Genomic DNA, 17,981 nt, shown 5'->3' on the forward strand with positions numbered 1-17,981 from the left:
TGCAGGCGGGCAGCCTGGCTGTTGGCGGCGGCGCCACGCGCTTCCTCGGCGCGGGCGCGCGTCAGAGCGGCGTCCGCCTGCTCTTGGCGGCGGGTGGCTTCGGCACGGGCCTTGCTGGCCGCGATGCGCTCGGCTTCGGCTTGGTCCCTGGCAACGCGTGCCGCTTCTTCTTCCTGAGCAGCCTGCGTCTCGGCCGGGGAGTCCGGTTTTTCTGGAGCCGCTGCGGGCGTCGTCTGGGCAACCGGTGGGGCGGTGTCGGCGGATGCCGGAACGGAGAATGTCAGCGTGGACGGTTTTGGAGCGCTTGGCGATGGGGTGTCCGGCGAGCGAGCCGAAGGAGGATTGGCGTCGGATGGAATTTGCTGTTTTTTAATAAATTCCGGGACGAAAATCACGGCTAGCGCGGTAATGACGGCGGCGCCGACCAAGCGTTGGGTTAAGCGGTTGTTCAAAATCAAGCCTCCCGTGATTGCGGCGGGGGAGAATCGGATAGCCACGGCTGGGCGGCCAGCACGGGCGCAACGGTTTGGAACGAACCCAGCACGACGATGCGGTCGCCGGGCCGAGCGGCGGTCCGGGCGGCTCGGCAGGCGCTGGCGACGTCGGTGGGCGCTGGCGCGTCGACATCGCGCAGTGCCCGCGCCAGTTCGTCGCCGGAACCGCCTCGCGGCCCGGTCAGCATGACCGGATGCCAGCCGTCGATCAGGCCGGTCAGCGCTCGGACGACGCCGCTTGCGTCCTTGTCGGCCAGCAGGCCGATGACGGCCTGGGTTCGCCCGGCGCAGGGTTGTTCCCGCAGGTGGGCGGCCAGGACGGCGGCACCATGCGGATTATGGGCAACATCGAGAATCCACTCAACCGGGCCGGAGATGCTTTGCAAGCGACCGGGCAGTTCGGCGCGCGCCAATCCGGCGCGAATGGCGGCGGCGGTCACCGGCAAGCGGTCGCGCAGGCTGGCCAGGGTCATGAGCACGGCGGCGGCGTTGCCGATCTGGTGCGAGCCGGTCAGCCCCGGTGGTGGCAGGTTATCGAAGCGTAGCTCGTCCACCCACCAGCGCCAGGTCCGACCGGTGCGCTCGAAGCCGTAGTCGAGGTCGACTTGCCGGTAAGTCGCGCCGATGTCGCGCACGTATTCGACCAGTCGGCGTGGCGGATCGGGATCGGCGCAGATCGCCGGTCGGCCAGCGCGGTAGATGCCGGCTTTCTCGAAGCCGATGCTGTCGCGATCCGGACCTAACCAGTCGGTGTGATCGAGGCCGATGCTGACCACCAGCGCCGCGTCGGCGTCAACGATGTTGACTGCGTCCAGCCGTCCGCCGAGCCCCACTTCCAGCAGCGCGACTTCGACGTCGGCTTCGCGGAACAGTTCCAGCGCCGCCAAGGTGCCGAATTCGAAGTAGGTCAGGGAGATGTCGCCGCGAGCCGCGTCGATGCGGGCAAAAGTCCGGCGGAGCGCGTCGTCGCCCGCTTCCGCGCCGTCGATGCGGATACGCTCGTTGTAGCGCAACAGGTGCGGCGAGGTGTAGGCGCCGACCCGGTAACCGGCGGCCCGCAGTATCGCTTCCAGCAGGGCGACGCAGGAGCCTTTGCCGTTGGTGCCGCCGACCGTGATTGCGATGTGGGGCGGCGGTTCCGGCTGCAGCCGGCGCAACACGGTCCGCACCCGCTCCAAACCCAAGTCGATGGTTCGGGGGTGCAGGGTTTCCTGCCAGCGCAGCCAGTCGTCCAGGGTCGCAAACCGTGAATCGGGCATCCGGGGATCTCGATGCGCGCGCCTAAGCCGCCAAGGCGGGGCGGCCGGTCAGCAGCGCCAGCAGATTGGCCAAGCGGTCGCGCAGTTCGCGGCGGTCGAGAATCAGGTCGATGGCGCCGTGCTCCAGCAGAAACTCGCTGCGCTGAAAGCCGGGCGGCAATTTTTCCCGGACCGTTTGTTCGATCACCCGTGGACCGGCGAAACCGATCAGCGCCTTGGGCTCGGCGATATTGATGTCGCCCAGCAGCGCCAAGCTGGCGGAGACGCCGCCGGTGGTCGGATGCGTTAGCACCGAGATGTAGGGGATGCCGTGCTCGGCCAGCCGGGCGAGCACGGCGCTGGTTTTGGCCATTTGCATCAGCGAGACCAGGGCTTCTTGCATTCGCGCGCCACCGCTGGCGGAAAAGCAGATGAGGGGGATGTGTTCCTGCAAGGCGATTCGAGCGGCGCGGACGAAGCGCTCGCCGACCACCGACCCCATCGAGCCGGCCATGAACTCGAATTCGAAAGCGGCGGCGACCACCGGCATGCCCTTGAGCAGGCCGCGCATGGCGATCAGAGCGTCTTTTTCCTCGCAGGTTTTCTGTGCCTGAGCCAGGCGGTCCTTGTATTTCTTGCTGTCCTTGAACTTGAGAAAATCGGTCGGTTCGATATCGTCACCGATTTCGCTCGAATCGGCTTCATCCAGAAAACCGCGCAGGCGCTGGCGGGCACCAAGGTACATGTGATGGCCGCATTTGGGGCAGACTTGCAGATTGCGCTCCAGCTCGACGCGATACAGTACCGCCCCGCATTCCTCGCACTTGCTCCACAAGCCTTCGGGAATCTGATGCTTGTTGCGGCCGTCGGTGCGGATGCGGGAGGGAACGAGTTTTTCGTACCAGCTCATGCAACGGGTTCCGGGTTTGGGGAGAGTCTCCGGCGGCCGGTGATCGGGATGCCGGGCGGGCCTGGAGAGAAGAAATATTGCGTGCGATGGGACGCTCAGCCGGCGAAAGCGGTGGGCATGCCGGCTTGATCCATGGCTTGGCGCATGGCGGCGAGCTGCGCGGCAACCTCCCGGCGCATCCGTTCGGGGTCGTCGGCCAGTTCGTGCATCTTGGCGACCAGCGCGCTGCCCACCACCACGGCGTCGGCGATCCGGGCGACGGCGGCGGCGGTCGGCGGGTCCTTGATGCCGAAGCCGACGCCCAGCGGCAGATCGGTGCAGGCGCGGATGGTCGCCAGTTTTTCCGCCACTTCGGCGACGTTGAGCGCGGCCGAGCCGGTCACGCCCTTAAGCGAGACGTAGTAGAGATAGCCTTGCGCCAATTGGGCGGTGCGACGGATGCGCTCGACGGAACTGGTCGGGGCCACCAGGAAGATGGGAGCGATCCCGGCGGCGCTCATCAGTTCGATCGGTTCGGCCGCCTCTTCCGGCGGCAGGTCCACGGTCAGTACGCCGTCCACCCCGGCGTCGCGGGCGGCGGCGACGAATGCCGCGTGGCCCATGCGCTCGATGGGGTTGAGATAGCCCATCAGGACCAGCGGGGTCTGAGCGTCGATCTGGCGAAATTCGCGCACCAGTTCCAGTACCCGTCGCGGGGTCATGCCTTGGGCCAGCGCCCGCTCGCAAGCTTTCTGAATGACCGGGCCATCGGCCATCGGGTCGGAAAACGGCACGCCCAGCTCGATAATGTCGGCACCGGCCGCGACCAGAGCATGCAACATTGGCACGGTTAGTTCCGGGTGCGGGTCGCCGGCGGTGATGTACGGAATCAGGACCTTGCGCCCGGCGCGGCGCAACTCCTGAAAACGGTGGGTAATCCGGTTCATAAGATTCGAGACCCTTACAGTTGGATGCCTTCCAGCGCGGCGACGGTGTAGATGTCTTTGTCGCCACGGCCGGACAGGTTGACCACGATGCTTTGGTCGGGGCGCATTGTCGGAGCCAGTTTCGTGACGTAGGCCAAGGCATGGCTGCTTTCCAGCGCCGGAATGATGCCTTCGGCGCGGGTCAAGTCATGGAAACCTTGCAGCGCCTCGTCGTCAGTGATGGCGACGTACTGGGCTCGGCCGATATCCTTGAGCCAGGCGTGCTCCGGGCCGACGCCGGGGTAGTCCAGCCCGGCGGAAACCGAGTGGGTTTCGGTGATCTGGCCATGCTCGTCGTTCAGCAGGTAGGTGCGGTTGCCGTGCAGCACACCGGGTTGACCGGCGCACAGGGTGGCGGCGTGGCGGCCGGTGTCGATGCCGGAGCCGGCGGCCTCGACCCCATAGATCGCCACTTCGCTGTCGTTCAGGAACGGATGGAATAGGCCGATGGCGTTGGAACCGCCGCCCACGCAGGCGACCAAGGCATCCGGCAGCACGTTGTACTCGCTCAGCATCTGCTCGCGCGCCTCGCGCCCGATCACCGCCTGAAATTCGCGCACCATCAGCGGATAGGGATGCGGGCCAGCCACCGTGCCGATCATGTAAAAGGTGTTGTCCACATTGGCGACCCAATCGCGCAGGGCCTCGTTGAGCGCGTCCTTCAGGGTGCGCGAGCCGGAGGTCACCGGTTGCACGGTGGCGCCCAGCAGCCGCATGCGATAGACATTCAGCGCTTGGCGCTGGATGTCTTCCGCGCCCATGTAGACCACGCATTCCATGCCCAGCCGAGCGGCCACGGTGGCGGAGGCCACGCCGTGCTGGCCGGCGCCGGTTTCGGCGATCAGTCGGGTCTTGCCCATGCGCTTGGCCAGCAGTGCTTGGCCGACGGTGTTGTTGATCTTGTGCGCGCCGGTATGGTTCAGATCTTCGCGCTTGAGGTAGATGCGCGCGCCGCCCAGTTGCCGGCTCCAGCGTTCGGCGTAATAGAGCGGGCTGGGGCGGCCGACGTAATGGGCCAGATCGGCGTCCAGTTCCGCCAGGAATTCGGGGTCATTGCGGCAGTCCCGCCAGGCTTCGTTCAATTCGTGCAGGGCTTCCATCAACGTTTCGGCCACGAACCGGCCGCCGTAACGGTCGAAATGACCGTTGGCGTCGGGAAACTGGCTGAAATCGACCGGGTTACGCAGTGCGGCTTTCACAATCGTTCACACCTCGAAAAAAATGCGCGCATCAATTCGGCGTCTTTGACGCCTTTGGCGGCTTCCACCCCGCTGCTGACGTCGACCGCCTGGGGTCGGACCTGGCGGATCGCGGCGGCGACGTTGCCGGGATGCAGGCCACCGGCCAGAATCAGGGGCTTGCGGCGTTCGGCGGGAATTTTCGCCCAGTCGAAACCTTGGCCGGAGCCACCCATTTTATCGCCGCCGTGGCTGTCCAGCAGCAGGCCGGCTGCGTCGGCGAAACGCTGCTCGTAGTCCCGTACGTCGGCGTTGGCGCCCATCGGCACGGCCTTGAGATAGGGCAGGCCGAACGCCGCGCAGTAAGCCGCTTCCTCGTCGCCGTGAAATTGCAGTAGCTGCACGGGAACCTGGGATAAGATGGCGCGAACCGCCTCGGGTTCGTCATTCCTGAACAAGCCGACCGTGGTGACGAAGGGCGGCAGTGCCGTGATGATTCGGCATGCTGCATCCGCGCTTACGTAGCGGGGGCTGGGCGGGTGGAACACCAGACCGATGGCGTCCGCGCCCAACTCGGCCGCCGTCACGCCGTCCTCGGGACGGGTGATGCCGCAGATCTTGACACGGGTACGGGGTGTCGGGGTCATGGAACGGGTACTGGGCAGGGCAAGGACGGTTGGAGGAGTTGAAGACTATCAGAATTCAGCGGGATTTGTGGAGTAATGTGCGCGGCCGTGGCGGGACGACCGAGAACGCTTTTAGCCTATCAGCATCCGCGCCGCCAGCACGATTTCATATATCCCGAACAGAATGACCAGGCTGCCCGTCAAGTGGCGCACCGCTGGTCGCCGCACGAATTCCGCCAGCGCCGCTGCGGCCGTGCCCATCGCCAGCAGCGCCGGCAGGGTGCCTAAACCGAAGCTGAGCAGCAGCAGCGCGCCTTTCAGCGCTCCACCCGCGCCGATCGCCCACACCAAGACGCTGTAGACCAGGCCGCAGGGTAGCCAACCCCACACCAAGCCGATGCCAAAAGCTTGCGCCGGGGTGCGCACCGGCAGCCAGCGCCGGCCCAGCGGCTCGATCCGTCGCCACAGCACGCCGCCGGCTCGTTCCAGCCGGCCCAGCACCGTTTGCCAACCGGCCAGATACAAGCCGAGGAGAATCATGAACAGTCCGGCCAGCAGTTGCAGTCCCAATTGAGCACGATGGACGGGCAGCAGATGCGTGGCCCATGCGCCCACGCCGCCGGCCAGCGCACCGGCGATCATGTAACTGATGATGCGCCCGCCGTTGTAGGCCAGCAGATACGGCAGGCGGGTGCGCAGCGGATGTCCCGGCGTCGCTGGAAGGCCCAGGGTCAGTGCCCCGACGATGCCGCCGCACATGCCGAAGCAGTGCGCGCCGCCGCTCAGACCGATCAAGAAAGCGGCCAGATAAGGAGGATCGATGGCCATCTCGCCGCTTCCTAGCGCAGCACCACGGTTTTGCCACCGTTCAGGAACACCCGCCGTTCCAGGTAATAATGAATCGCTCGGGCCAGCACGATGTTCTCGATGTCGCGGCCGACCGCCGCCAGGTGTTCCGGGCTATGCGCGTGGTCCACCCGCTCCACTTCCTGCTCGATGATCGGCCCTTCGTCCAGATTGGCGGTGACGTAGTGAGCGGTGGCGCCGATCAGCTTCACTCCGCGGTTGTAGGCCTGATGGTAGGGTTTGGCGCCCTTGAAGCCGGGCAGGAAGGAATGGTGAATGTTGATCGCCCGTCCCGCCAGCGCCCGGCACAGCTCCGGCGACAGGATCTGCATGTAGCGAGCCAGTACCACCAGTTCGGTTCGGGTCTGCTCGACCAGGTCCAGGATCTGCTGCTCCTGTTCCGGTTTGGTCGCCGCTGTCACCGGCAGATGGTGGTAGGGAATCGCGTGCCAGTCGGCCAGATGCGCCAACTCGCGATGGTTGGAAACGATGGCGGTGATCGCCATCGCCAGCGCTCCGGTGCGGTGCCGATACAAGAGATCGTTCAGGCAATGCTCGGCTTTGGACACCAGTACCATCACTCGGGGTGGCCGGCGCTGGTCGTACAGACGCCAGTCCATCTCGAACTGCTGGGCCAGTGGAGTGAAATGCTCCAGTAGCACTGGTTCGCTCGCTTCGTCCAGGTCGAACACCAGACGCATGAAAAACCGGCCGGACTCGGTGTCGCTGAACTGGCTGGATTCCACGATATTGCCGCGATGGGCCGCCAGCACGCCGGACACGGCAGCCACGATCCCCACCCGGTCAGGGCAGGCGATGGTCAGGATATAGCGAAGGATGAGCATGGCGATTTCAGCAGGGTTGCGCGGAAGAGGGCGGATTGTAGGCGAAATCGTCGCTTGTCATCCCGGCTTTTCCGCCAGGTTCAGGGCATCGCGCAGCAGCGGCAGGTGCAGCCGCACGCAATCCATGCCAGCGGCGATGCCCTCGCTGGCGCGGTCGAAATCCATCAGCCCCAGATGCGCCAGCCGCGGGGCCAGCACCACGTCCGGCGGGTCGCCCGCCATCCGCGCCCGGGTGATGCGGTCCTGCATGATGTGGATCGAGCCGGCCATCACGTCGAACAGGCTCGGCGGCTCGTCCTCCTCCTTTTCCGGCGGTGACAAGCGATCGTGCAGATTCCCCAACACCGTCTGCCAGCCGGTGCTCAGCCGTGCCAGTAGTGGATTCGAGGCCGGTCGCCGCGTCGATCGCCCGAGCAGATGTCGGCCAACGATATCGCCGTTCAAATTCACCGCGATCACCTGTTCCGCGCCCAGTGCCCGGCATAACGACACCGGCAGCGGGTCCACCAGTCCGCCGTCCACCAGCCAGCGTTCCTGAAACCGCACCGGGCTGAACAGTCCCGGCAGGGCGATGGAGGCGCGCACCGCCTCCAGCAGTGAACCGTTCTGGAACCACACCTCTCGACCGGTCAGCAGATCGGTGGCCACCGCGCCGAACGGTTTGGGCAGGGTTTCGATCGGCACATCCTCGACCCGCTCGCCGAAGGCGCGCATCAGCCGCTCACCTTCCACGCCGCCGCGACGCATGTCCATGTAGCGGATGATTTCCCACCAGTCGATTCGCGCGACCCACTCTTCCAACGGGTCCAACCGGCCGCTGGCGTAGGCCGCGCCGACCAGTGCGCCGATCGAGGTCCCGGACACTACATCCGGGACGATGCCGGCCTGTTCCAGCGCCCGCAGGACGCCGATATGCGCCCAGCCGCGGGCCGAGCCGCTGCCGAGGGCGATGCCGAGCCGGGGTTTACGCAACCGCATGGCCACCGCTTCCTTCCCACCCTTCCCGCAGGCGCGGCAACAGTTCGACCAGATTGCAGGGTTGGGTGCGGGCGTCCAGTTGGGCTTGCAGGATGCGGTCCCAGCCGGTGCGGCAGGCTCCGGTCGAACCGGGTAGGCAGAAAATGAAAGTCGTGTTGGCCAGTCCTCCCAGTGCCCGCGATTGCAGGGTGGAGGTGCCAATCTCTTCCCAGGACAGCATGCGGAACAATTCGCCGAAACCGTCGATTTCCTTGTCCAGCAGCGGTCGGATTGCCTCGGGTGTGCTGTCGCGGCCGGTCATGCCGGTACCGCCGGTGATCAGCACCACCTGCACCGTTGGATCGGCGATCCAGCCCGACACCACCGCCCGGATACGGTAGATATCGTCGGGCACGATCGTGCGGTCGGCCAGTCGATGACCGGCGGCGGTTAGCCGTTCCGCCAGGGTTTGACCGGACGCGTCGTCCGCCAGGGTCCGGGTATCGGACACGGTCAGCACCGCCATCGCCAGCGGCAGAAACTTACATTCGTTCATGACGGACACTCCTTGCTGCTTCGAAGAAAATCCGGCCGGAATCGCTTGAAATCCGATCGGCCGACCGCATTTAAAAATCATCGACAACCTACTTATGCGAGGCTTTCTGCCATGAACCCAACCCGTTTCGAATCTTGGCGGCGCATGCACCACCTGCGCAATGAACTGGACCGGCTGTTCGAACCCTACAACGCCGACCAGGATCAATCCAGTATCGCGACTTGCGACTGGATTCCGGCGGTGGACATCAAGGAAGAGAAGGATCGTTATGTGCTGCGTGCCGATATCCCCGGTGTGGACCCGAAGGATATCGAGATTATCGCCGAAAACGGTATCCTGACCCTCCGCGGCAATCGGCCGGGCGAAACCCGCGAAACTCGCGCCGGCTACAGCCGGGTCGAACGGCCCTGCGGCAGCTTCTATCGTCGTTTCAGCCTGCCCGACACCGCCGATCTGGCGCGGATCGCCGCCCGTAGTGCGCACGGCGTACTGGAAATCGGCATTCCCAAGCTGACCCAGACCGTGTCGCGGACTATCAAGGTCGAAGGCTGAACCTCATGACCGGCGGGAGCGCTCCCGCCGGTCGCTTCCGTCCAAACCGCCCGGAGCCGGCATGAAATACAAGGACTACTACCAAATTCTCGGCGTGGCCCGCAATGCCTCGGAAGAGGACATCAAGAAGGCTTATCGTCGGCTGGCTCGCAAATATCACCCGGACGTCAGCAAGGAGTCCAACGCCGAGGACCGTTTCAAGGAGGTCGCCGAGGCTTACGAGGTGCTGCGCGACTCCGAAAAGCGCGCCGCCTACGACCAGCTCGGCAACAATTGGCGGGCCGGTCAGGAGTTCCGACCACCGCCCGGTTGGCAGAGTGGACGGCCATCCGCTGGCGGCGGGTTCGGCGGCGGCGATTTCAGCGACTTTTTCGAATCGCTGTTCGGCGGGCTCGGCGGGCTCGGCGGGCTCGGCGGGCTCGGCGGCGCGCGTGGGTTTCACGGCGGCGGACGCGGGTTCCAGCAGCCCGGCGGTGAGGATCGGACCGTGGCGCTGGAGATCGGTCTGGAAGAGGCTTATCACGGTGGCCAGCGCGCCTTGCAATTGCAGGCGCCGGAGATGGATGCCAGCGGGCGGGTCAGCACCCAGACCCGGACCTTGAACGTCAGGATTCCCGCCGGCGTGACCACCGGCCAGAAGATCCGGTTGGCCGGTCAGGGTGGCGGCCGAGCCGGCGGCGATCTCTATCTGAAAGTAACGATCAGGCCGCATCCGCTCTATCAGGTCAAGGGGCGCGATATCACGCTGGAACTGCCGCTGGCGCCCTGGGAAGCGGCGCTGGGCTGCAAGGTCGAAGTGCCGACGCTGGGTGGCCCGGTGACGCTGAACATCGCGGCCAATGCCCGCAACGGTCAGAAGCTGCGGCTGCGCGGTCGCGGTCTGCCCGGCCAGCCGCCCGGCGATCAATTGGCGGTACTACGCATCGTCAATCCGCCGGCCGATACCGAGGAAGCGCGCGAATGTTTTCGACGCATGGAGCGGGAACTTCCGTTCGATCCGCGCGCTCATTGGAAACATTGACACTGTCGTAACATGGCTCCAGACGACGGTCGTTCCCTGGCCTGAAATTGCCCGATTGCCGGTCAAGATAGAGAGTTTTTGTCGTATGAACAACCAACGCTGTCTCTTGCCGGTGGCCCTGCTGGTGCTGGGTCTTGCCGCCGCCGTGCCGCCGTCGGTGCTAGCGGCCTTGCCCGCCCTGGTGGAGGGCCAGCCGCTGCCGACCCTGGCGCCGATGCTGGAACGAGCCACCCCGGCGGTGGTCAACATCGCCACCGAAAGCCGGGTGCAACTGCGCCGCAATCCGTTGCTGGACGACCCGTTTTTCCGCCGATTCTTCAATGTCCCCGACCAGCCGCGCGAGCGCCGGGCGCAGAGCGTCGGTTCCGGGGTGGTGGTGGATGCCCGGCGCGGCTACGTCATCACCAACCACCATGTGGTCGACGGCGCCGACACCATCACCGTCACCCTGCGCGATGGCCGCCAGCTCGACGCCAAGGTGATTGGTTCCGATTCGGAAAGCGACGTGGCGGTGATCCAGGTACCCGCCCGCAATCTCACCGCATTGCCGTTGGCTGATTCCGATCGGCTGCGAGTCGGCGATTTCGTGGTGGCCATCGGCAATCCGTTCGGCCTGGGCCAGACCGTGACCTCCGGTATCATCAGTGCCCTGGGCCGCACCGGCCTGGGTATCCAGGGCTACGAAGATTTCATCCAGACCGACGCGTCCATCAATCCCGGTAACTCCGGGGGCGCGTTGGTCAATCTGCGCGGCGAGCTGGTCGGCATCAACACCGCCATCATCGCGCCCGGCGGGGGCAATGTCGGCATCGGCTTCGCCATTCCGGCCAATATGGTGGCGCGGTTGATGGAGCAGATCGTCGACCATGGTTCGGTGCGGCGCGGTCAGTTGGGGGTGTCGGTGCAGGATCTCACGCCGGACTTGGCACGGGCTTTCAATCTGCCCGTCAGTCAGGGCGCGGTCATCGCCCAGGTCAGCCCTCGTTCCACCGCCGCCAAAGCCGGACTGAAAGAGGGTGACGTGGTGTTGCGGGTCAACGAGCGATCGATTCGCGACGGTGGCGGCTTGCGCAACGCCATCGGCTTGCTGGAGGTGGGCGAGACGGTGCGGCTGGAAATCCTGCGAGATGGCAAACCGCTCACCCTCGATGCCAAGGTGGGCGAGTACGTGCCGGCCAAGGCGGAAGGCGAGGCGCTCCATCCGCGGTTGGCGGGAGCCACCTTCGAGGACATCGGGCCGAATTCGCCGCTGGCCGGGAAGGTGCAGGGGGTGCTGATCGTGGGCGTCGATTCCGGTAGTCCCGCCGCCCGCGCCGGTTTGCGCAGAAACGACATTATCATCGGCGTCAATCGCCGCCCCATCGCCAGCACCGCCGAATTGAGGCAACTCATGATCGATCGCGATGGGTTGCTGCTCAATCTGCTGCGCGGCCAGGAGGAGCTGGTGCTGATGCTGCGCTAAGTCGCGCGTCCGGGAACGGTTTGTCGCCGTTCCCGGTTTTATCCGACTATCTTCAGCGTCCCGGTTCCCCGGTTTGCAGTTCCACCCGGTTTTGCTTCTGGTTGTAGCCCTGCCGGAGGATGATCTCGTAATCCAGTTCGGCTTTTTCGCCAGCCTGAATCTTGGCTTCGAACTGCACAGTCTGGAAGTCGTGCAGGGTCGGATTGAGCCGGCTACGAAATACCACATCGCCCGGATAGTCGCGACGGATCTGGACCGCGATCGGCTTGCGGCTGTAGTTGCGGATGCGTTGCCGGTAAACCGTGTGTTCGTCCCAGCCCGCCACCTGGCTGTCCAGGTCCAGCTTCAGGCCGTCCTCGCCCAGTTTGCGATAGAGGTTGCCGCCCTTGATTCGCAACCAGAAATTGTCGCGGTAGACTTTTTGCTTGACCAGTTCGAACACCACCGCTGGATCGACGCCCAGATTCAGTTCGATCTTGTCGCCGATGGGTACGTACTTGAGGTTCTGGGTGGTCAGATAGCTCAAGCCCTCGTGGCCGTTGGCGCGAAATACCCGGATCAGGCCGTCCGGCAGCGGTGTGCCGCCGAGTTTTGACGCCACGTCATTCTTCAACAGGTACAGCCGAGTGAGTTGGTCGCCGTACTCACGGGGGCGGTAACGATACTCGACCGTCATCGGCACCCCGTCCGCCTCGAAGCTGCGCAGCCGCTTGGCCCAGCCGTTCGGCACGGTTTCGGTGCCTTCGATGGTGTAAATGAAGTACTCGCTCAGTCCCTCCTTAATGATTTCCTTGGGCGCCATCTCCGCCGTATCGGCGGCCATTGCACCGACAGCCATTTCCATCGCTGGCGCGGGCGCCGCCATGGCCTTGCGGGCCGCTCTCTGGCGCAGATCGCGATATTCCTCACGCTTGAGCTCGTTGAGCCGGCCGACCGGTACTTTCGCCAACTCGGCGATTTTTTCCACCAGATTGATGGTGCCCACCACGAGCCGCACCTGGGCGTTTTCGTAATCCTCGCCGGATTGATTGCGGACCCGCACGAAGCTTTCCAGTCGTAGATGCCGTTCATCGGGATCGGCGATGGCCAGATAGTCGGCGGCCCAACTGATGCCGGAGGTGAAGTAACTGATTTCGATGGTCGCCTCGCGGTCGGCATCACTATGCACGTTCCAGTACAGAGTTTGCGGTTTGTCGTGCGGGAAGGTGGTGTCGAGCACTTCCAGTCCGGGTTTGGGTTCGCGAAAACGCAGGTTCACCGAGGTCGGGTCGATCAGGGTGTTGGCCCAGGAGAACTGCAAGGGATTGATGCCTTGTTTGAAGGTCACCACCCGGGTTTCCCGCACCAGGGTCAGATCCTCGGAGTTGTAGATGGTCAGTTGCACCGTGCGTCGCTCGGGCACGGTGGCGAGATCGACGTTGCGAGCCGGCAACGTCAGTGGTAGCAACAGCCCGAACAGGCAGAGCAGCACACGCAGGGTCGGATGAGGGGTCATGGCGCTCACCATTCGTTATTCAGGGTCAGCCGTAGGGTGTGGATCTGTTTTTTTTGCCTGGCCGTCGGCGGCACGGGCGGGTAAATCCACATGGAATAGCAGTTGGTCGGCGTCGCTCTTCTCGGGATCGGGTTGACGCAGGGTGCCATCGCCCAGTTGCCATTCCGGGTCGCGGCCGTTGTCGCCGCGAAGGTCATTGCGAATCTGGCGCACGCTTTCGACGATATCCAGCGTAACCGGCGTGTCCTTGAAGTTTTCGATCTCGTATTTCAGCGTCACCTCGTGGCGATACAGATTGCCGGCGATGCGCTGGCGCTCGTTGCGATCCACGGTGCGCCGCACGCCGATGTCGCGGGCTAGGCCCAGATAGAGTTCCCATTCGTCGTCGGGTGGGGTGAAGGCGCCGCGATCCTCGCCGAGAAAAGCACTACCGCCTTGGCCGTCGTCCTGGAAGATGCGCGCCTTGCCTTCCGGCAGCGGTTCCCGACCCAAGGGACCACCGGCGTTCTTGACCACGTAGTGCATCGGCACATTGAGCTTATCTTGAGCCCGATCCAGATAGCCGAATTGCGCGGGGTCGCAGGTGTAGGTTTTGCGCACCGGCACGGCGGCGAAGCGGTCTAGCAGCACTTCCTTGGTTTCGTTCAACCCCAGTGGTTTCTCGAAGCGTTCACCGACGCCCGCCCAGAACCGGGCATCGTCGTAGGCTTCGTTGGCGGCGTTGCCGACCCGCAGGTATTGCGCCAAATTGAGCGTTTTCTCGTCGCGGTCGGCCACGGCGCGGTAGTGGAACTCCTTGCTCAGTCCGCCCAGTACGTAGCTAATCCGCATGCGCGCCGCGCCGGAGGCGCTGGCGGCCACCGACCACACCAGGGCGGTTTCGTTGGGCGGATAGCTGACCGATAGCACCTTGGCATCCAGTGCTTGCGCGTCCGTCGGAGCGAGGATGCGCAGCACTAGGGTGTCGGGATCGATGCGAGTGTTGGCCCAGGAAAAATCCACCTGATTGACGCCCTTGACCAAGGGCACGATGCGCTCTTCCTCGACCAGGGCGATTTGCGGGTGATCGAGCTGGATTTCCACTCGCTCACGTACCGGCAGGGTGGTGAGCTTGATACGGGCCAGCACGTCCGCCGGCGCGGCGCCGAGCAGCAGCAGAAGGCCAAGCGGGTACAGCAACGGGCTTCGATTCATCGGTCGCGACCTCCAAGGGTTGAGCGTATTGGTATAACCATAAACGCTCGCGACCGACTTTTGGGGTTAACGCGGCGCGAGTCGATCACGCGGGTCGGTCGGGGTACGACGCTGTCTGCTTTCAGAATTTCAGAGGGATCGGGTCGATGAGATTGGTTTTCATCGGCTTCGCGCGGTGTCGCCGTGGAGGAATTTCACGCGTCGTCTTCGTCTTCGTCATTTGGGATGGAAACCGAAGAGCTGGGCAGGCCGGCAAAGTAGCGTTCGAGTTTGCGCAAGGCTTCTTCCGGCGTGGTTCCGCCGCCGGCCAGCTTCTCCGCAAAAGCCCTGCCGGGATGTAGGACATCCCAGGATGAGCGGTATTGTGTTGCCCGGCGATTGCCAGGATCTTTGTTACCGAAACCGTCGATCACGATGTTCCAGATGGGCTTGAAGGTTTCGATCAGCATGTTTTCGCCCAAGGGAATCCAGATATCGTCAACCATCAGACAACGATAGTAAAAAATCTTGTAGTTCCAGATTGTTGGCCTGTTCAATGGAGGCGGTATGTTGTCGGAGGCGGTCTCGTAGGGCTGTTCCCTTGCTCGCGTCGGCGGTGATGCCGCCTTTCCGTCCTCCCTTGGGGATGGCCTTGCCCACATAGATCGGTTGCCAAGATTCGCCGTTGCGATTGGGCGTCACGATGGGTTCGTAAGCCGGAAATGGGCCGGTGTAGTAGATTGCATACACGCCGGCGCCTTGGAGTTCGGCGGTCTCGGCCAGCGCGACCACCGCCTGCGCCAGTAATGCTTGGGCGACACTCTTGCCAAGATTGATTTTGTCCAGCGGATTGTATGGCGATGTCTTCACGGTCATGTCGGGCGCTCAAGATGTTTCCTGACATGACTGGCCAGCAATTCGGCCAAGCCAACCGGCACGGCGTTTCCCAGTTGTCGCATGGTTTCCGTCCAGGAGCCATGAAACGCAAAGGTATCGGGGAACATCTGGAGTCGCGCGCTTTCCCGGACGGTCAGGTAGCGCACGGTTCCATCCGGCTTGAGCAGCATGTTTTCCCCGCCGGGCACGCCATGCACACCGGCCTTGAGCGTTTTTTGCCGGCTCGTCGAGTGGACTCCCCGTATGGCCGGGATAACTACGTGCTCCTCCTTGAAAGCGATGATTCAGGTATTTTGCCGCAGTGAGTGGATCAAGTTCTGGATCGGGTAGATCGGATAGAGCATCCCTGATGGTTCGCCATGGCATCAAGATGGGTTTTTCTTTTGATCTTCCAGCCCGTGGAGGGATGGATTTCAGTGTTTCACTCTTGGGATTTGGTATGCCATGCCGCGCCCAATATGCATTGGAATGAGTCTGTTCCCAAGATAACGCTGCTTGGGAGTGCGTAGGTTCGGGAAAAGCCCATTCAATGTCCAGATCCGATCGAAATCCCACAAGAAATACCCGTTCGCGACGTTGTGGAACACCATAGTCGGCGGCATTGAGCACTCTTGTCACTAATCGGTATTGCAGGTCCAGAGAGCTACCGTAAGTGTGATGGCGCTCCAGACGAGTGAGATGATCTGACCAGTCTTCACTCGAACGCTTTGTGATCTCAGGATAAGTCAATTGCAGGCGGATATATTCGAAATAGCTGGCAAATCCGGTTCGTGTCAATCCCTTGACATTTTCGAAAAGAAAAGCGCGTGGTCGAATCTCTCGGACAGCGCGTACGGCTTCGGGGAACATATCCCGGTGATCGCCATGACCACGGTGCTTTCCCCCTAGCGAGAATGGCTGACAAGGTGGTCCGCCGGAAACCAGATCGATACCACCCTCGAAAGGCTGAAAATCAATCTTCCTGACATCTTCTTCGATCAGAGGCCATTGACATATCGGTTTCGTGCCACGACTCTGATTTTCACGAATGGTGTCACAACAGTAACGATTCCATTCAATCACGGCGGCGGTCTCGAAACCCGCGTGACTAACGCCCATGCCCAGGCCACCCGCGCCCGCGAACAGTTCAATGACCTTGACTTTATTCATCTTCCAGAAAGCTCCTGATTTTTTCCGCAAGCTTCGAAATGTCGCGTAGCTCGCATTCCCATAAAACCAACACTCGCCATCCAGCTTCGGTAAGTTTCTTGTGATTTTCAAGATCGCGCAATCGATTGCTTTCCAGTTTGGCGCTCCAAAACTCCAAGCGGGATTTTGGCAGTCTCGCCAACTTACAATTCGAGTCCGAATGGCGATGCCAAAAACAGCCGTGCACGAAAATAACCTTGCGTCGTTTGGAAAAAACCAGATCGGGCTTGCCGGGAAGATTTGCGCGATGCAGGCGATAGCAATAACCCAAGCCATGCACGAGGCGGCGGACCTTCATTTCCGGTTGGGTGTCCTTTCCATGAATCCGGCTCATCCGTTCGCTGCGAGCGGCAGGTGTCAACGTATCCGTTCGCTGGGAAGGCGCAACGGGCACGGTTCGATCGACCCAATAACCAGTCCGAGCGCCTTCGTTCACCGCGTCCTTGCTGGTTTCGCGATCACGCTCGCCCTCAGGCATCTCGTGGCGCTTCTTCGAGGTCGTCGTCGGAGATACTGGCGGCGCCGCCGGCTCGCACCCAGGCGTCCACATCTTCCTTCTTGAACTTCCAGAACCGCCCGACCTTGTAGCCGGGCATCCCCTTGCCGCTCACCCAGGCATACACCGTGTCCTTGCTGACACCCAAGTATTCGGCGATCTCATCGACAGATAACCAACGGTCTTGCATGACGGATTCCAGTAGTAGCGAGTGTGTAGTAAAAATAGTAGTGTTAATTGAAAGGGTTGAATAGGGTTTGAACCGATTAAGATAGATCAAGTAGTATTGATACACGGCTCAGATCCATGAATGCCCTTTTATGAGTCAAAATGGAGTCGAATGTAGCTAACGATTGATAGGCGATCTTCGAAAATTCGGCCAGCCTGGCTGGCATATTCGTTGCCCACGATTTCCATTCCTTTCTCCTCAACAGGTCTCCACTTATGAACCCACAACCTCTGCGGGTCGGCGTCGGCGGTCCAGTCGGTTCCGGCAAGACCGCCCTAGTCGAAGCGCTGTGCAAGGCGCTGCGCGATCGCTATCGAATCGCGGTGGTCACCAACGATATTTACACTTACGAAGACGCTCAGTTCCTCACTCGTGCCCAAGCGCTGGAACCGGAACGGATCGTCGGGGTGGAAACCGGCGGCTGTCCGCACACCGCGATCCGCGAGGACGCCTCGATGAATCTGGCGGCGGTGGCGCAGTTGTGCGAGCGTTTTCCCGATCTGGATCTGGTGCTGGTCGAATCCGGCGGCGACAATTTGAGTGCCACCTTCAGTCCGGAACTGTCGGATCTCACGATCTACGTGATCGACGTGGCCGCCGGCGACAAAATTCCGCGCAAGGGCGGACCTGGCATTACTCGCTCTGACCTGCTGGTGATCAATAAGATCGATCTTGCGCCCTATGTTGGTGCGTCATTGGAGGTCATGGAGCGCGATGCGGGAAAAATGCGCGGCGATAAGCCGTTCGTCTTTACCAATCTCAAGACTCGACAAGGGCTGGAACAGGTGATCGATTTCATCGTCGAGCGAGGGATGCTCGGCGCGGAGCGCGGCCCGGCGGCTTGATTCGCCGC

19 protein-coding genes and 2 pseudogenes are annotated in these 17,981 nt (G+C 62.8%); 4 read left to right on the forward strand and 17 right to left on the reverse strand.

All coding sequences use genetic code 11. From position 1 onward, the window contains the following. The 10 genes and pseudogenes from E4P82_RS10595 to moaB form a co-directional block, all read right to left on the reverse strand. Positions 1–452 (reverse strand): annotated as a pseudogene (locus E4P82_RS10595) (hypothetical protein); the annotation flags it as partial. A gap of 2 nt (positions 453–454) precedes the next feature. Continuing rightward, positions 455–1,753, reverse strand: coding sequence for a bifunctional tetrahydrofolate synthase/dihydrofolate synthase (gene folC / locus E4P82_RS10600; protein ID WP_169248855.1), 1,299 nt, complete (start codon positions 1,751–1,753; stop codon positions 455–457). A 22-nt stretch (positions 1,754–1,775) separates the two neighbouring features. Then, positions 1,776–2,642 carry an acetyl-CoA carboxylase, carboxyltransferase subunit beta gene (gene accD / locus E4P82_RS10605; RefSeq protein ID WP_169248856.1) on the reverse strand — a complete coding sequence of 289 codons (867 nt, stop codon included), beginning with the start codon at positions 2,640–2,642 and terminating at the stop codon, positions 1,776–1,778. Between the two features lie 95 nt (positions 2,643–2,737). Next, positions 2,738–3,568 carry a tryptophan synthase subunit alpha gene (gene trpA / locus E4P82_RS10610; RefSeq protein ID WP_169248857.1) on the reverse strand — a complete coding sequence of 277 codons (831 nt, stop codon included), beginning with the start codon at positions 3,566–3,568 and terminating at the stop codon, positions 2,738–2,740. A 14-nt stretch (positions 3,569–3,582) separates the two neighbouring features. After that, positions 3,583–4,806: a tryptophan synthase subunit beta gene (gene trpB, locus E4P82_RS10615; protein WP_312914745.1), complete on the reverse strand. Its 1,224-nt coding sequence runs from the start codon at positions 4,804–4,806 to the stop codon at positions 3,583–3,585. Continuing rightward, a complete protein-coding gene (locus E4P82_RS10620) occupies positions 4,803–5,432 on the reverse strand; it encodes a phosphoribosylanthranilate isomerase (protein WP_169248858.1) in 630 nt (209 codons plus the stop codon). Before E4P82_RS10620 ends, trpB begins: the two co-directional genes overlap by 4 nt. A 111-nt stretch (positions 5,433–5,543) precedes the next feature. Continuing rightward, the gene (locus tag E4P82_RS10625; RefSeq protein ID WP_169248859.1) at positions 5,544–6,239 is read right to left on the reverse strand and encodes a sulfite exporter TauE/SafE family protein; all 696 of its coding nucleotides are present in this window, start codon (positions 6,237–6,239) and stop codon (positions 5,544–5,546) included. A gap of 11 nt (positions 6,240–6,250) precedes the next feature. Then, the gene (gene purU, locus E4P82_RS10630; RefSeq protein ID WP_169248860.1) at positions 6,251–7,102 is read right to left on the reverse strand and encodes a formyltetrahydrofolate deformylase; all 852 of its coding nucleotides are present in this window, start codon (positions 7,100–7,102) and stop codon (positions 6,251–6,253) included. Positions 7,103–7,159: 57 nt separating this feature from the next. Further along, positions 7,160–8,080, reverse strand: a complete 921-nt coding sequence (rssA, locus tag E4P82_RS10635) for a patatin-like phospholipase RssA (protein ID WP_169248861.1) — start codon at positions 8,078–8,080, stop codon at positions 7,160–7,162. After that, positions 8,067–8,615, reverse strand: coding sequence for a molybdenum cofactor biosynthesis protein B (moaB, locus tag E4P82_RS10640; RefSeq protein ID WP_169248862.1), 549 nt, complete (start codon positions 8,613–8,615; stop codon positions 8,067–8,069). Before moaB ends, rssA begins: the two co-directional genes overlap by 14 nt. Positions 8,616–8,726: 111 nt before the next feature. Between moaB and E4P82_RS10645 the strand changes: the two genes are divergently transcribed. From E4P82_RS10645 to E4P82_RS10655, 3 genes are all read left to right on the forward strand, one after another. Continuing rightward, positions 8,727–9,167 (forward strand): Hsp20/alpha crystallin family protein, encoded by a 441-nt coding sequence (locus E4P82_RS10645; protein WP_169248863.1) that lies wholly within the window; start codon positions 8,727–8,729, stop codon positions 9,165–9,167. Positions 9,168–9,228: 61 nt separating this feature from the next. Continuing rightward, positions 9,229–10,188, forward strand: a complete 960-nt coding sequence (locus E4P82_RS10650) for a DnaJ C-terminal domain-containing protein (RefSeq protein WP_169248864.1) — start codon at positions 9,229–9,231, stop codon at positions 10,186–10,188. Positions 10,189–10,273: 85 nt separating this feature from the next. Further along, positions 10,274–11,650, forward strand: a complete 1,377-nt coding sequence (locus E4P82_RS10655; RefSeq protein WP_169248865.1) for a DegQ family serine endoprotease — start codon at positions 10,274–10,276, stop codon at positions 11,648–11,650. Between the two features lie 52 nt (positions 11,651–11,702). Here E4P82_RS10655 and E4P82_RS10660 read toward each other — a convergent pair whose 3' ends face one another. From E4P82_RS10660 to mads1, 7 genes and pseudogenes are all read right to left on the reverse strand, one after another. Next, on the reverse strand, positions 11,703–13,145 hold the full coding sequence (locus E4P82_RS10660) for a DUF4139 domain-containing protein (protein ID WP_169248866.1): 1,443 nt from the start codon (positions 13,143–13,145) through the stop codon (positions 11,703–11,705). A gap of 15 nt (positions 13,146–13,160) precedes the next feature. Beyond that, the gene (locus E4P82_RS10665; RefSeq protein ID WP_169248867.1) at positions 13,161–14,339 is read right to left on the reverse strand and encodes a hypothetical protein; all 1,179 of its coding nucleotides are present in this window, start codon (positions 14,337–14,339) and stop codon (positions 13,161–13,163) included. A 194-nt stretch (positions 14,340–14,533) separates the two neighbouring features. Next, on the reverse strand, positions 14,534–14,788 hold the full coding sequence (locus E4P82_RS22105) for an Eco29kI family restriction endonuclease (RefSeq protein ID WP_246327518.1): 255 nt from the start codon (positions 14,786–14,788) through the stop codon (positions 14,534–14,536). A gap of 28 nt (positions 14,789–14,816) precedes the next feature. Next, positions 14,817–15,194, reverse strand: coding sequence for an Eco29kI family restriction endonuclease (locus E4P82_RS22110; RefSeq protein ID WP_246327519.1), 378 nt, complete (start codon positions 15,192–15,194; stop codon positions 14,817–14,819). After that, a pseudogene (locus tag E4P82_RS10675) lies at positions 15,191–16,364 on the reverse strand (DNA cytosine methyltransferase). Before E4P82_RS10675 ends, E4P82_RS22110 begins: the two are co-directional and overlap by 4 nt. Next, positions 16,357–16,881 (reverse strand): very short patch repair endonuclease, encoded by a 525-nt coding sequence (locus E4P82_RS10680; RefSeq protein ID WP_169248868.1) that lies wholly within the window; start codon positions 16,879–16,881, stop codon positions 16,357–16,359. Before E4P82_RS10680 ends, E4P82_RS10675 begins: the two are co-directional and overlap by 8 nt. Continuing rightward, positions 16,874–17,089 carry a methylation-associated defense system helix-turn-helix domain-containing protein MAD1 gene (gene mads1 / locus E4P82_RS10685; protein WP_169248869.1) on the reverse strand — a complete coding sequence of 72 codons (216 nt, stop codon included), beginning with the start codon at positions 17,087–17,089 and terminating at the stop codon, positions 16,874–16,876. The genes E4P82_RS10680 and mads1 overlap by 8 nt, the downstream gene beginning before the upstream one ends. A 254-nt stretch (positions 17,090–17,343) precedes the next feature. On the opposite strand from mads1, the gene ureG reads away from it, so the two are divergent. Next, entirely contained in the window at positions 17,344–17,973 is a 630-nt protein-coding gene (gene ureG, locus E4P82_RS10690) for an urease accessory protein UreG (protein ID WP_169248870.1), read from the forward strand. Positions 17,974–17,981 lie beyond the last annotated feature (8 nt).

This window comes from Candidatus Competibacter phosphatis (assembly GCF_012939995.1).
GTDB lineage: Bacteria > Pseudomonadota > Gammaproteobacteria > Competibacterales > Competibacteraceae > Competibacter > Competibacter phosphatis.

What these genes read in the sequence shown, in the direction of transcription:
- E4P82_RS10650 (WP_169248864.1), top strand. Translation starts at nt 9,229, where the DNA reads ATGAAATACAAGGACTACTACCAAATTCTCGGCGTGGCCCGCAATGCC.
- E4P82_RS22110 (WP_246327519.1), bottom strand. Translation starts at nt 15,194, where the DNA reads ATGACCGTGAAGACATCGCCATACAATCCGCTGGACAAAATCAATCTT.
- trpA (WP_169248857.1), bottom strand. Translation starts at nt 3,568, where the DNA reads ATGAACCGGATTACCCACCGTTTTCAGGAGTTGCGCCGCGCCGGGCGC.
- E4P82_RS22105 (WP_246327518.1), bottom strand. Translation starts at nt 14,788, where the DNA reads ATGCTGATCGAAACCTTCAAGCCCATCTGGAACATCGTGATCGACGGT.
- E4P82_RS10660 (WP_169248866.1), bottom strand. Translation starts at nt 13,145, where the DNA reads ATGACCCCTCATCCGACCCTGCGTGTGCTGCTCTGCCTGTTCGGGCTG.
- folC (WP_169248855.1), bottom strand. Translation starts at nt 1,753, where the DNA reads ATGCCCGATTCACGGTTTGCGACCCTGGACGACTGGCTGCGCTGGCAG.
- E4P82_RS10680 (WP_169248868.1), bottom strand. Translation starts at nt 16,881, where the DNA reads ATGCCTGAGGGCGAGCGTGATCGCGAAACCAGCAAGGACGCGGTGAAC.
- E4P82_RS10625 (WP_169248859.1), bottom strand. Translation starts at nt 6,239, where the DNA reads ATGGCCATCGATCCTCCTTATCTGGCCGCTTTCTTGATCGGTCTGAGC.
- E4P82_RS10665 (WP_169248867.1), bottom strand. Translation starts at nt 14,339, where the DNA reads ATGAATCGAAGCCCGTTGCTGTACCCGCTTGGCCTTCTGCTGCTGCTC.
- ureG (WP_169248870.1), top strand. Translation starts at nt 17,344, where the DNA reads ATGAACCCACAACCTCTGCGGGTCGGCGTCGGCGGTCCAGTCGGTTCC.
- purU (WP_169248860.1), bottom strand. Translation starts at nt 7,102, where the DNA reads ATGCTCATCCTTCGCTATATCCTGACCATCGCCTGCCCTGACCGGGTG.
- rssA (WP_169248861.1), bottom strand. Translation starts at nt 8,080, where the DNA reads ATGCGGTTGCGTAAACCCCGGCTCGGCATCGCCCTCGGCAGCGGCTCG.
- accD (WP_169248856.1), bottom strand. Translation starts at nt 2,642, where the DNA reads ATGAGCTGGTACGAAAAACTCGTTCCCTCCCGCATCCGCACCGACGGC.
- E4P82_RS10655 (WP_169248865.1), top strand. Translation starts at nt 10,274, where the DNA reads ATGAACAACCAACGCTGTCTCTTGCCGGTGGCCCTGCTGGTGCTGGGT.
- moaB (WP_169248862.1), bottom strand. Translation starts at nt 8,615, where the DNA reads ATGAACGAATGTAAGTTTCTGCCGCTGGCGATGGCGGTGCTGACCGTG.
- E4P82_RS10620 (WP_169248858.1), bottom strand. Translation starts at nt 5,432, where the DNA reads ATGACCCCGACACCCCGTACCCGTGTCAAGATCTGCGGCATCACCCGT.
- E4P82_RS10645 (WP_169248863.1), top strand. Translation starts at nt 8,727, where the DNA reads ATGAACCCAACCCGTTTCGAATCTTGGCGGCGCATGCACCACCTGCGC.
- mads1 (WP_169248869.1), bottom strand. Translation starts at nt 17,089, where the DNA reads ATGCAAGACCGTTGGTTATCTGTCGATGAGATCGCCGAATACTTGGGT.